This window comes from Bacillus sp. P4_E1 (assembly GCF_056401715.1).
Genome location: NZ_JBFUIV010000013.1, coordinates 47,657 through 61,241 on the forward strand (window position 1 = coordinate 47,657; position 13,585 = coordinate 61,241).

The window sequence follows — 13,585 nt, forward strand, 5'->3', positions numbered from 1 at the left end:
ATTGTAACAAACAACCAGCATACTTGCAATACTTTTTTATGATAAGTATTGTTTGGTTATTTTTTCTAGATTTTCTTTTTTATAATACATAAAAAAGCCGCGGTATACCGCGGCTCTTTCTTATCGTTTTCCTTCTACTTTAATCATGTCAACAAACGCATCTAATGCGATTGTTTCTGATTTTTGTTCACCATATTTACGTACGTTAACGCCATTTTCAGTAACTTCATTGTCACCTACTACAAGCATGTACGGAATCTTTTGCATTTGTGCTTCACGGATTTTGTAACCAATTTTCTCTTCACGAGTGTCTAATTCAACACGGATACCAGCACGTCGTAATTCATCTTGTACTTTCTTCGCATAGTCTAAATGTACTTGCGGAGAAACTGGAATTACTTGCGCCTGAACTGGAGCTAACCAAGTTGGGAATGCGCCTTTGTATTCTTCAATTAAGAAGGCTACGAAACGTTCCATAGTTGATACAACACCACGGTGAATTACAACTGGACGATGTTGTTTACCGTCTTCACCAACGTAAGTTAATTCAAAGCGTTCTGGAAGTAAGAAGTCTAATTGTACAGTTGAAAGTGTTTCGTCTTTTCCAAGAGCAGTACGAACTTGAACGTCAAGTTTCGGACCATAGAATGCCGCTTCACCTTCAGCTTCATAGTAATCAAGACCCATTTCATCCATAGCTTCTTTTAACATACCTTGTGCTTTTTCCCACATCTCATCATCAGCATAATACTTTTTAGTATCTGCTGGGTCACGATAAGATAGACGGAATGAATAGTTTTCTAAACCGAAATCTTTGTACACTTCTAACGTTAAGTTTACAACACGTTTTAATTCTTCTTTAATTTGATCTGGACGAACGAAAATGTGCGCATCATTTAAAGTCATTCCGCGTACACGTTGTAATCCAGATAATGCTCCAGACATTTCATAGCGGTGCATTGTTCCAAGTTCCGCAATACGGATTGGTAATTCACGGTAGCTGTGAATATCATTTTTATAAACCATCATATGGTGAGGGCAGTTCATTGGACGAAGAACTAACTCTTCATTATCCATTTCCATTGATGGGAACATGCCATCACGGTAATGGTTCCAGTGACCAGAAGTTTCATAAAGCTCTCTACTTCCTAATACTGGAGTGTATACGTGATCATAGCCTAAGCTTGCTTCTTTATCAACGATGTAACGCTCGATAATACGGCGAATTGTTGCACCTTTTGGTAACCAAAGTGGTAAACCTTGTCCTACTTTTTGGCTATTAGTAAATAGTTTTAACTCTTTACCTAATTTACGGTGATCGCGCTCTTTCGCTTCTTCAAGCATACGTAAGTGCTCATCTAATTCTGCTTTCTTAACGAATCCAGTACCGTAAATACGTTGTAACATTTTATTATTGCTATCGCCGCGCCAGTAAGCACCAGCAACACTTAATAATTTAAACACTTTAATCTTCCCTGTAGATGGAAGGTGAACACCACGGCAAAGGTCGAAGAATTCGCCTTGCTCATAGATTGAAATAATTGCATCTTCTGGAAGATCGTTAATTAAATCTAATTTTAACTCATCGCCGATTTCTTCAAAGCGACGAAGTGCTTCTGCACGTGGCACTTCATGACGAACGATTTCTAAGTTTTCGTTCACGATTTTTTGCATTTCTTTTTCGATTTTTTTGAAGTCTTCAACTGTAATTGCTTCTTCCATATCAATATCGTAGTAGAAGCCATTTTCGATTACTGGACCAATGCCAAGCTCAAGCTTAACATCTTTATATAAACGTTTTAACGCTTGTGCTAAAAGGTGAGCTGTTGAGTGGCGTAAAATATATAAGCCATCTTCAGAATCTAATGTAATAATAGAAACTGCACCATCTTCTTCGATTGGTGTAACAAGATCGATCATCTCATCGTTTAATTTTCCAGCCACAGCTTTTTTCTTTAAGCCTGGGCTAATAGAAGCTGCGATTTCTTCAGTTGTTACTCCTTTTGGAAACTCCTTCACAGCTCCATCAGGGAAAGTAATTTTAACTACATCTGCCATCACTGGTCACTCCTCTTTTTTTTCAAAATAAAAAACACTCATCCCATAAAAAGGGACGAGTGTTGAATTCGTGGTTCCACCCTTGTTCCAATTAACCTTATTGTTAATTGCTCAAGTTCAACATAACGGTGTTGTCCGTTAGCAATTACTAGAAAAACTTTCACTGCTAAAGTTTAGAGGTGGTAAGTAATTATCCCGTACTAGGAAGCTCACACCCTAAGGCTTCCCTCTCTGAAAATCGTAGAAAACTACCCATGTCCTCATCATGACATTTCAATATATTTCATTTATGTAGGTAATTATATGCTCAAAAACTTAGAAAATCAAGGGCGTTACCTTTATTTTTTAAATTTTTCACATTGCGCTCAAATTCATGTAATCCATGTAGTTGCACTCGTTCCTGAAATACATTTCGCAAAGTAATAATCATATTATGATCTTGTTCTTTCGTATATAAATAAATCTTTTTCGGCGAAATAGAAAGAAGTGGTGCAATTACTTTCGTATCGATATATACATCCTGTTTCTTTAATAATTCTTCATCTATATATTGAACCAATTTCTCCTGTTTTAAACGCCTACCTTTATCATCATAGAAAATAAAACTTTCATCAAAAATAAGATGTACACAGGACAAACGTGATTTCCGGCTACTTACTTGTTGGCGAAGTGTCTCAATGAATATTTGGTATTCCTGCTCCATCTTATACTCATCAATTGCAACTTCAGCAAGCTTAGTTACCATTTCCCTATATGTACGAAGACGAAAACGAACGTATGATGAAAACGAGAATGAGAGCGGATCACAAAGCCAATCATTCAAAGACGACGCAATATAAGATTCAAATTTTTGACGTGTTAAATCACTAGCTACTCCTTTTCTTCTTTCCTTTAAAATCTCATGTGCCATATGCAATATTTGATGACACTCTTCTTGTTCTTCATAAAAAAACTTTTCCTTTAAAATGGTATGAATCCATTCATTTTGTTTCACATTCATAATGAAATATAGTAATACTGGCAATAAAATCTTTTCAATATAATTTGATTCACATAATGGTATATGAATAACAACCTTTTGTTCGTTTAAATATACACTTGTTTCCTTATATAAGGATTCTGTTCTTTTCGTTAGTTGTCTGTATACGTACACAGCATCATTTTTTTCTTCGAAGCAAATTTCAATCACTTTTGTCCCCCCTTTTATCCCCGCTCTAAAGGATTGCATCTATACGTTACAAATCCTATAAGAGTCCGATCTATGGAAGTTCACTCTTAGTAGAAACCTATCTCCCATTGTTAGAACATCCACTCGATATGGCTTGCTAATTTTATATATATTAAGGGAGGGAGAAAAAAATGATACAAGCTACTCTGAAAAAATGATTAAAATAAAGTGAAACTTTAATCAGTGGAGGTTTTGTCCATCGTTCACTGATTATTAGCCCGCACCAATCGGGCTTTTACGGGCAGCAGCAGGGCTCCCACCTAACTTCTTTGCTTTACAGCCGAATTTTGAGGTGGGAGTCTTACTGCCCGCCAATAGCGGGATAAAAAAGAGCAAGCTTCTCAGCTCGCTCTTTACTTATTACGACGATTCTTCCCGCCAATTGGGATTGGCTTCGCTAAATATTTAATTCGTTCCATAATACGGGCCGCTTTCATCTCTTCTGCTTCACCGCGCTGTGTATACGTTAAATGATGTTCCAACTGTTTGAAATCAAAGTTAGATGTAAAGAACGTCGGTAAGTTTTCCAACATACGGAATTGCAAGATTGCACCGAGTACATCATCACGTACAAAACTTGACATCGCTTCTGCCCCGATATCATCTAACATTAATACTTGTACACGTTTGACAGCATCAATCTTTCCGCTAATCGAATTATCTTGAATCGAACTTTTGATTTCACGTAAAAATTCAGGGAAGTATACGAGCATCGAACTAATTTTCTTTCGCGCAAGCTCATTTGCAATTGCCCCTAAAAGATACGTTTTCCCTACACCAAATTTACCGTACAAATATAAACCTTGTGCTTTTTTACCTGGTTCGTATGTGTTTAAAAATTCATTCGTTGCACCTATTGCATCAATACGTGCGTCTAAATCTGAAGGGTCTAAATTTTCCATAGTTGCCTGCAAAATGTCAACTGGCATATATACACTTTGAACGAGTTTTTCATATTTTTTTCTCTCATCATATGCTACTTTTCTAATACAACGATCGTATTGAATATCAATCATCTTACCTTGAATGACGAGCTTCGGCTCATATCCTTGTAGCATATTTTTACATGACCCTAAATCTGGACAATCCGCACACCCTACACTTTGTCCAATATATTCATATAACTTCACAAGACTTCGTTCAATCATAGAAGTCGTTACTTCACCTTTATGTTCGTCTATAAATTCTTTCACACGAGGGTGCGCCATCACTTCTGCCTTTAAGACTTCATATCTATTTTTAAAGTTTTTATTTTCCATTAATTTCGTAAATGAATTTTGAATATGCTCCATTTTCTCACCTCAAAGAGCGTTCATTTTCTTTTATTAATCACGCTTATATTTTTTCAATACTTCTTCTAATCGTTTCCGTTCATCTTCTAACGTACTTGCATCTTTTTTCGCACTTACGTCATTTTTTACAGGTTCTTTCTCTTCTTCTTTCGACTCTTCTTTAAGCCAATCTGGTACCATTTCTTTTCGCACTGTTTTCTTCGCTGTACGACCTTTTTTCTTCGTCTCAGCCCACTCTTGATATTGACGATTCTCTTCTTTCGCTAGCGCCATCGCCTCGCCTACTGTACCGACCTTTTTTCGCGCCCAATGTCCAGCAATCTTCTCGACATACGTTTTAGCAAGCTTCATATCTGAGCGTAGCATAACGTAATAAATAAGTACATTCACAACCCCTGGCGTTAACTTTTGATTTATCATTACATCCTCAACGATTTGCAAGTCCGCTTTCGTCGCCTCTGCACCGCCTGAAATCTCTTTCAATAGTTGTTTTGGCGAGATTTCCTCTAACTGTTTCATTAGCATCTCTTCTTGCGTAGATGGCTCTTTCTCTTTCATTGTACGAGCAGCATGAGGTTGCACTCTTTCACTTAATACAGGTAACGCTTGACCATTTTCGAATTGATACCAATCGCGTGCTCCCTTCCGAAGCCTTTCGATATCAATTGTTTGCACTTCTGTCACTGCGCCAAGAACGATATTTTGCATCGATAACACATCCACACCGTACACATAAGCGAGTGTAATAACACATTCTCTCACTTGATCTGTAATCGCCTTTTTAGGAACAAGGGCTGATAGTCCGTCTACAAATAAAGAGAAATTAAAGAAATCGTTCCAAACTTTCGGAGCATCCCCATTCTCGTTACTTGGCATAATTGTCGTTTTCGGGATACGCAGTTCTTCTTGCGCATATTCAAACTGACCTGGGTTAAACGAATCAAATATATCGTTGAAGGAGCGCGTAACATTTTCATAAGAAGCAAAATCGAATTCTTCTTCTAAGAAATATTGCTTTACTTGGTTGTATTTTGTCCGACTCAAGCGATTATATAAAAAGATACTTAAAACAATATCATCAAAAAACTGCTTCGGAGATAAAGGTGGTTGCAATTCATATATAAACATCCGAATATCTTTTTCTTTCTTAATATATACATTTAAAAGACCAATCGCTTCTAACTTTACTCGTTCCCCATATATTTCAGGAAGTTGCATTTGCATAGTCACCATAAGGGAGTGATGTGTATTCTCTTTCCCAAACACACGATCTTGCTCTAACTCTCCCCATAGTGTCATGTATAAGCTAAAAGCTCTACTACCTATTAACGGCTGATACAACATCGTTAATACTTTCCGGTCGTAATTATGTAACAACCCTTTCGCACTTACTTTATAACGATCAATCGGCAATAGCTCCATCCATGACTGTTTTTCCATTCTTGCTTTTCCTTTCTCTCATCCAATCTAGCCTACATTTCACTCGTTCTATCTTTATTATATAATTTATTAGCGAAAAAGAGCTATTAGCTTCCGCTTCTAGCTCTCTTATCTCGTTTACTTACAGTATATAAAGAGATTCCTTCTATTCTCTCTCTTTTTGCAGTATATCTTTTAATTCTTCAATAAATACATTTAAATCTTTAAATTGACGATACACAGAAGCAAAACGTACGTAAGCAACATCATCAATATCACGAAGTTCTTCCATAACAATTTCACCAATCATATCACTTTTCACTTCTGATATACCTAAGTTACGAAGTTCACGCTCCACACTTTGTGTTACTTCCTCTAACTGCCTTAAAGATACAGGTCTTTTTTCACACGCTTTAATTAAACCGCGTAAAATTTTCTCTTTATTAAACTCTTCTCGTGTTCCTTCTTTTTTAACAACGATAAGAGGTGATTCTTCTACTCTTTCAAATGTCGTAAAGCGACTTAAACAACTTTCACACTCTCTTCTTCTTCGAATAGAGCGCCCCTCGTCTACCGGACGCGAATCTAACACTCTTGTTCCATTATGAAAACAGGATGGACAACGCAATTCATTCACTCCTTTACACTATAATCTTTATTCTTTCGCTACTCACCTACATGTGAAAATATATATACAATATTATATAACTCATTCTTCTATAATGACCACTCTAAGTTATTACATATCGTGATCCTATTTTATATAAACTAAAAAAGAGGTGCATTATACACCTCTTTACATTTTAAATCAATTATGTTCTTTTTTAAAGAGCTTTTGTTTCTCTCTGCTTAATTTCGAAGCTACCAGTGCCTCGAGGAAGCTCGATGCTCTCACGCGTTTTCGCGTTTAAACCTTCTGCAATATATTCTGCAGCAACATTTGGATCAATACGATCCCCACAAGTATAAACATCAATACTTGCGTAACCGTGCTCCGGAAAGCTATGAATTGTTAAATGTGATTCCGAGATAATTACTACTCCACTTACACCTTGTGGTGCAAATTTATGAAAAGCAACCTCACGTACTTCAGCACCAGCTCTTAGCGCTGCATCCACAAATAATTGTTCAATATACGGCATGTCATTAAGCTTGTCGAAATCGCAATCCCAAAGTTCAGCAATCACGTGACGACCCATCGTATCCATAGTATCCATTCTACAGTTCCCCCTTGTAAATTTATTCTAACTGTTCGAATTGAAAACTAATTTGCAATTTGGCTTGCTCCACTACCACGGGGGAAAGTTAGTCCAGAGAGGTCCTAACCCTTTAAGTAGTGACTACGTACCTCAGCTCTTAAGTTTACGAGTGTTAGTATACTTTGTTTATTTTCATTTTGCAACAACAGTTTTTTCGATTTTCTGTCATATTTTCCTCTTTACTTTTCCCTAAAAAAAATTAATGATTCACGAATACAGTAATCTCAACGTTTCGTGGTATGTCCACTATTTAAAAATATACTTATATAATTTTTTTCCTTTTCAGAAAAAAATAAAAAAGAGGGCAAATTTTCACTTGCCCTCTCTCGTTCACTTAAATATGTTGCACATTTTTTTGTTTCGCTAATTCATCAACAACTAACGTTACAAGATCTACAACACGACGAGAGTAGCCCCACTCGTTATCATACCAAGCAAGTACTTTCACTTTACGATCACCCATTACCATTGTAGACAAACCATCAATAATAGCTGAGTGTGTATTTGTATTAAAATCGATAGACACTAAAGGCTCTTCGCAGAATTCTACAATTCCTTTTAATGCACCGTTTGCAACAGTTTTGAACGCTTCATTAATATCTTCAACTGTTACATCACGTTTTACGTCTACTACTAAATCAACAAGAGACACGTTTGGTGTTGGTACACGAAGGGCCATACCATGAAGTTTTCCGTTTAAGTGTGGAAGAACTTTTGCTAGCGCTTTTGCAGCACCCGTCGTTGTTGGAATGATAGACTGTCCGCAAGCACGCGCTCTTCTTAAATCTTTATGTGGGTTATCAATATTTTTTTGGTCATTTGTATAAGCATGAACAGTTGTCATTAAACCGTTTTCAATTCCGAACTGCTCATCTAACACCTTTACAACAGGCGCTAAACAGTTTGTTGTACAAGATGCATTTGAAATAACAGTATGCTTTGTAATATCTAATTGGTCTTCGTTCACACCAACTACGATTGTTACATCTTCATTTTTACCAGGTGCTGTTAAAATAACTTTTTTCGCTCCAGCTTCAACATGAAGAATTGCTTTTTCTTTCGAGTTAAATTTACCAGTTGCTTCAATTACAACTTCAACACCTAGATCTTTCCAAGGCAACTCCTTTGGATCGCGGTTGTTTAAAAGGCGAATCATTTTCCCATCAACTAGTAAGTGATCTTCAAATGCTTCCACTGTTCCGTCAAACTTTCCATGAACTGTATCATATTTAATTAAATGCGCTAACGTTTCTGATGGATAGCTTGCATTTATTGCTACAATTTTGAATGCGCTTTCTTTTATTGCTTGACGAAATACCATTCTCCCGATACGTCCAAATCCATTAATTGCCACACGAGTCATAATATGTTATCCCCCTTGAATGCGTTATACTATTTATCTCCAATCCCAATAATAGTATAACACAAAAAGGAGATATGTCACTAAGCATTTTCATTAATTTCACAATTTTTTAATCAATAATGTTCCATTCTTTCAAAATAGAGGCTAATTGTGTTTTCGTTCCAATAATTGTGCCATCATTATAAATTACTTCATCTGCCTTCTTTACTTTTTCTTCTAATGGCATTTGAGATTGAATACGAGCCGTTGCTTCTTCTTCTGAAAAGTTATTTCGTTTCATTAAACGTTCCAATTGCGTATTCGGTGTGACTGCTACAACTAAAACACGATCAACGAGATTTGTTAATTTACTTTCAAACAAAAGAGGGATATCTAACACAACCGCTTGCATATCTTCTTTTATGTACATCTCCTTTTGTGCATTCATTTCTTCACGCACTGCAGGATGAACAATTTCGTTTAACTGCAATCGTTTTTCTTCATTATAAAAAACAACACTCCCAAGCTTCGGTCGATCAAGCTCTCCATCTTTTTGTAACACTTCCGTTCCGAACACCTCTACAATTTTGTTATATGCCGGTTTTCCTCGTTCTACAACTTCTCGCGCAATAATATCTGCATCAATAACCGGTATACTCATTTCACGAAACATTTCTGATACCGTACTTTTTCCGCTTGCAATGCCTCCTGTTAATCCAATTACTACTGTCATAATAATCCTCCTCACAATATTAAAGGCGCGAAACTAATGTTCCACGCCCATACTTACATTTTCCAAATTCCAATAATAATGAGTAATACCCCAGGCAGGAATGTAAATTTTTGTAACCATTTCATATTTGATAAAATCGTACCGAGCTTCATTCCAATAAATAAAAATAAAGAACTCATAACCGCGACTAATACCGCCATCATCGCGGGTGCATAACCTAATAAAGATGCACCAATTCCAGCACCAAACGAATCTATAGAAAGAGCGATACCGAGAAGTAACGCTTCTCCTGCAGAGATAGTTCCTGATTTATCAAAATCCGCAACTGTCGGCTTCCGCAAAATTTGAATCACTAGCCCGAGTGAAGCAATTTCTAATTTCCAAACCTTCTCCTCTTGCTTCGGTTCTTCTTTTTTATCACTTCGAAAAAATTGATATAATACCCAAATACCTATTCCAATAAGAACAAATCCGCCGATACGCGTTGCGATAACAGGTGAAAATATTTTCGCGATCATATGTCCAATTCCCATGGAAACGAGCATTACAGCTGCTGAACAGATCCCGATAATTATAATTGATCTTAGTGGAATTCTTACGCTCCTTAACCCGTATGTTAGCCCTACACTACAGCTATCTAAGCTTAATGTAAAAGCTAATAAAATAAGAGATAAATAAAGGTACATCGGTAAGCTCCTCCCTTATACATAGCCCTGCTGTATGTATATGACAAATGCCTATCCGATGTTATCTCTTTTCTATATTCTCGGCTGACAAATCGGGCAGTAATGCGTTCCTCTTCCGCCAACAACTGTTTTCTCTAATATCGTACCGCAAGTAACACACGGTTCTCCTTTTTTCCCATATACATTTAGAAGTTCTTGGAACGAACCAATTTGTCCTTGTGAATTAATATACGTTCTAATTGTACTTCCGCCTCGCTTAACAGCTTCGCCCAGCGTTGTAACAATCGCCTCGTAAATTCTTTCTACTTCTTCTTTTGTTAAAGATGCAGCTTCTCGTTCTGGGTGAATTTGAGAACGGAATAACACTTCATCTACATATATATTTCCAAGCCCTACTAAAAGACGCTGATCTAATAATACGACTTTTATTTTACGATTTGTTTTTTGCAATCTTTCTTGTAAATACTGCGGTGTCAATTCAGCATCAAATGGCTCCGGGCCTAAGTCAGCAAGGGGCATTTGATTCAACTCTTCACCTTTCTTAAAGAGATGCATCGTACCAAACTTTCTCACATCTTTATAATGTAATTCAGTTCCATCTGTAAATAAGAAACGGACGTGCGTATGTTTATCAATCGGCTCATCCTCTTGATGAAGTAAAAACTTACCTTCCATGCGCAAATGTGAAACAATTACATAGTTCGTTACATACAAAAGCAAAAACTTACCTCTTCGCTTTATATTTTCAATTGTCTCGCCTCTTAGCATTTCTTTAAAAATTTCTGCATCATCCGGTCGTTTTACTATTTGGGGATAAGTAATAACGACATCTTCAATCGTTTTTCCTGTTACAAGATTTTCAAGCGTCCGTCTAACGTTTTCAACCTCTGGTAATTCCGGCATTTCATCACGTCCTTATTTCGCATCGTACCAAGTTGGACCGTAAGAATAATCAACTTTCAATGGAACGGCTAGTTCAATTGCATGCTCCATTACTTCAGGTACAAGCTTCTCTAATTTTTCAATTTCTTCTTTTGGTGCTTCAAATATCAATTCATCGTGTACTTGCAGAAGAAGACGTGCTTGTAATCCTTCTTCTTCTAGACGATCTGCCATAATAATCATCGCTTTTTTAATAATATCAGCCGCACTACCTTGAATTGGTGTATTCATAGCTGTACGCTCAGCAAAGCTACGTAAATTGAAATTACGACTCGTAATTTCCGGAATATAACGGCGACGATTTAATAATGTAACCACATATCCTTTTTGTTTCGCATCTTTTACGATTTCATCCATGTATTCTTGTACACCAGGGAAACTTTCTAAATACTTTTCAATAAATTCCGCTGCTGCTTTTCTTGTAATTCCTAAGTTTTGCGAAAGACCATAATCACTAATACCATACACAATTCCGAAGTTAACAGCTTTTGCTTGTCGTCTCATGTTAGATGTTACTTCATCTTTCCCAACACCAAATACATCCATAGCTGTTTTCGTATGAATATCCATGTCATGTTGGAACGCTTCAACTAACCCTGGATCATTTGCAATGTGAGCAAGCACACGAAGTTCGATTTGTGAATAATCAGCCGCGTACATGATCCATCCTTCTTCTGATGGAACGAATGCCTGACGAATCTTTCTTCCTTCTTCTAAGCGAATCGGGATATTTTGTAAGTTCGGATCTGTTGAACTTAATCGACCTGTTTGCGTTAACACTTGATTAAAACGAGTATGGATTTTAGATGAATCTTCATGTACAACTTTCAATAAACCTTCAATGTAAGTTGAATTTAGCTTTCCTAATTGACGGTAATGTAAAATATTTGGAATAATTTCATGACGATCCATAAGTTTATCTAACACATCCGCCGACGTAGAATAACCTGTTTTCGTCTTTTTAATAACTGGTAAGTTTAAATTCTCAAACAGAATAACCCCAAGTTGCTTCGGTGAATTAATATTAAATTCTGTTCCCGCAAGCTTATAAATTTCCTGTTCCATTTCCTTTAATCTACCTGCAAGTTCTTCTCCCATATTACGAAGACGCTCCGTATCAACTTTTACACCTTTCACTTCCATATCAGCTAATACACGTGCAAGTGGTAATTCTAATTCCGTAAATAATTCATATTGCTCGTTCTTTTTTAATTCTTCTAAGAACGTTTGCTTTACATCATATAATACATGCACTTTACGAGCTACATGCTCCGCTACTACCTCTAGCCCCGGAACAGCACGCTTCGCACCTTTCCCGTAAACTTCTTCGTCAGATTTTACGGCATGCGTTTCTTTCATTTTCGCTACAGTACGGAAATCTTTATCTGTATCGGCTGGATCAAGTAAGTAAGCGGCAATTAATAAATCAAAGTCAATCCCTTGAATATCTACACCTTTCCACTTGAGAGCAACGATAGCACGCTTCGCATCAAATGTATGTTTTCTCATTTCTCCATTTGCAAGCCACTCTTTAAAAGCATCCGATTTAAGAGCAACATCGGCCGGAATGAAGTAACAACCATTTTCATTTTGAATACCAAAACCTTGAATATCGGCTTTATGATAATTATCTTCTTGCACTTCAACAATAAGCGCACTATCTTGCTGAAGCATTTCTTCTGCAACTTCTTCTACAATATCAAATGTAATATCATCTAATTCAGCTGGAGCCGTTTCCTCCGGCGTAACACCTAACTTATTTAAAAGGGATGTAAATCCTAAATTCTCGAACATTGGAATCAAATCGCTTGGTTCATACCCTTTATATTCCATATCATCTACATGCACAGTAATCGGTGCATCTGTAATAATAGTCGCAAGTTCTTTACTCATAAGAGCTTGTTCTTTATTCGCTTCTAACTTTTCTTTTAATTTCTTTCCACTCACTTGATCTAAGTTTTCATATACTGCTTCTACCGTTTCAAATTGCGTTAATAATTTAATTGCTGTCTTCTCACCAACACCTGGTACACCTGGAATGTTATCCGATTGGTCTCCCATTAAACCTTTCATATCGATAATTTGCTTTGGTGATAAGCTATATTTCTCAAATAAAGCTTCTTTCGTATATTCATCTACTTCCGTAATACCTTTGCGAGGAATACATACGAGTGTATTATCTGAAACAAGTTGCAGTAAATCTTTATCTCCTGAAATAACTTTAACATGAAACCCTTGCTCACTCGCTTCTTTCGCTAACGTTCCCATAATGTCATCCGCTTCATAATTTTCCAGCTCATAACGCGGTACATTGAATGCATCAAGCACCTCACGAATAAACGGGAATTGCTCTGATAACTCAGGTGGAGTCTTTTGACGCCCTCCCTTGTAATCACTATACGTTTTATGACGGAATGTTGTTTTCCCCGCATCAAACGCCACAAGCATATGCGTCGGTTTTTCTTCCTCTAGTATCCTCATTAACATCATTGTAAAACCATAAATTGCGTTCGTATGTATACCTTTGTCGTTATTTAAAAGCGGTAGTGCAAAGAAAGCACGATACGCGATATTATTACCATCTACTAATACGACTTTTTTTTCCAAACTACAAACCTCCCCATAC

General features: G+C 36.8%; 11 protein-coding genes and 1 other annotated feature. All 11 genes read right to left on the reverse strand.

All coding sequences use genetic code 11. The annotated features are described in order from the left end of the window. Window positions 1–120: 120 nt before the first annotated feature. Window positions 121–2,058, reverse strand: coding sequence for a threonine--tRNA ligase (thrS, locus tag AC1DS7_RS18605; RefSeq protein ID WP_002145444.1), 1,938 nt, complete (start codon window positions 2,056–2,058; stop codon window positions 121–123). 48 nt (window positions 2,059–2,106) lie between these two features. After that, window positions 2,107–2,334: a binding site (T-box leader), on the reverse strand. A 31-nt stretch (window positions 2,335–2,365) separates the two neighbouring features. Next, complete coding sequence (gene ytxC, locus AC1DS7_RS18610) at window positions 2,366–3,247, reverse strand: putative sporulation protein YtxC (RefSeq protein WP_002088921.1); 882 nt, start codon at window positions 3,245–3,247, stop codon at window positions 2,366–2,368. 392 nt (window positions 3,248–3,639) lie between these two features. After that, entirely contained in the window at window positions 3,640–4,578 is a 939-nt protein-coding gene (dnaI, locus tag AC1DS7_RS18615) for a primosomal protein DnaI (protein ID WP_002015473.1), read from the reverse strand. Between the two features lie 33 nt (window positions 4,579–4,611). Further along, the gene (locus AC1DS7_RS18620; RefSeq protein WP_016102976.1) at window positions 4,612–6,018 is read right to left on the reverse strand and encodes a replication initiation and membrane attachment family protein; all 1,407 of its coding nucleotides are present in this window, start codon (window positions 6,016–6,018) and stop codon (window positions 4,612–4,614) included. Window positions 6,019–6,163: 145 nt separating this feature from the next. Beyond that, a complete protein-coding gene (nrdR, locus tag AC1DS7_RS18625; protein WP_001203686.1) occupies window positions 6,164–6,625 on the reverse strand; it encodes a transcriptional regulator NrdR in 462 nt (153 codons plus the stop codon). Between the two features lie 196 nt (window positions 6,626–6,821). Next, entirely contained in the window at window positions 6,822–7,205 is a 384-nt protein-coding gene (gene speD, locus AC1DS7_RS18630) for an adenosylmethionine decarboxylase (protein WP_002003660.1), read from the reverse strand. Window positions 7,206–7,590: 385 nt separating this feature from the next. After that, complete coding sequence (locus tag AC1DS7_RS18635) at window positions 7,591–8,619, reverse strand: glyceraldehyde-3-phosphate dehydrogenase (RefSeq protein ID WP_016102975.1); 1,029 nt, start codon at window positions 8,617–8,619, stop codon at window positions 7,591–7,593. Between the two features lie 109 nt (window positions 8,620–8,728). Further along, a complete protein-coding gene (gene coaE / locus AC1DS7_RS18640; protein WP_012261804.1) occupies window positions 8,729–9,331 on the reverse strand; it encodes a dephospho-CoA kinase in 603 nt (200 codons plus the stop codon). Window positions 9,332–9,384: 53 nt separating this feature from the next. After that, window positions 9,385–10,017, reverse strand: a complete 633-nt coding sequence (gene ytaF, locus AC1DS7_RS18645) for a sporulation membrane protein YtaF (protein WP_002129352.1) — start codon at window positions 10,015–10,017, stop codon at window positions 9,385–9,387. A gap of 72 nt (window positions 10,018–10,089) precedes the next feature. After that, the gene (mutM, locus tag AC1DS7_RS18650; RefSeq protein WP_012261805.1) at window positions 10,090–10,920 is read right to left on the reverse strand and encodes a DNA-formamidopyrimidine glycosylase; all 831 of its coding nucleotides are present in this window, start codon (window positions 10,918–10,920) and stop codon (window positions 10,090–10,092) included. Window positions 10,921–10,932: 12 nt separating this feature from the next. Next, the gene (gene polA / locus AC1DS7_RS18655) at window positions 10,933–13,566 is read right to left on the reverse strand and encodes a DNA polymerase I (RefSeq protein ID WP_159147148.1); all 2,634 of its coding nucleotides are present in this window, start codon (window positions 13,564–13,566) and stop codon (window positions 10,933–10,935) included. Window positions 13,567–13,585: the final 19 nt, after the last annotated feature.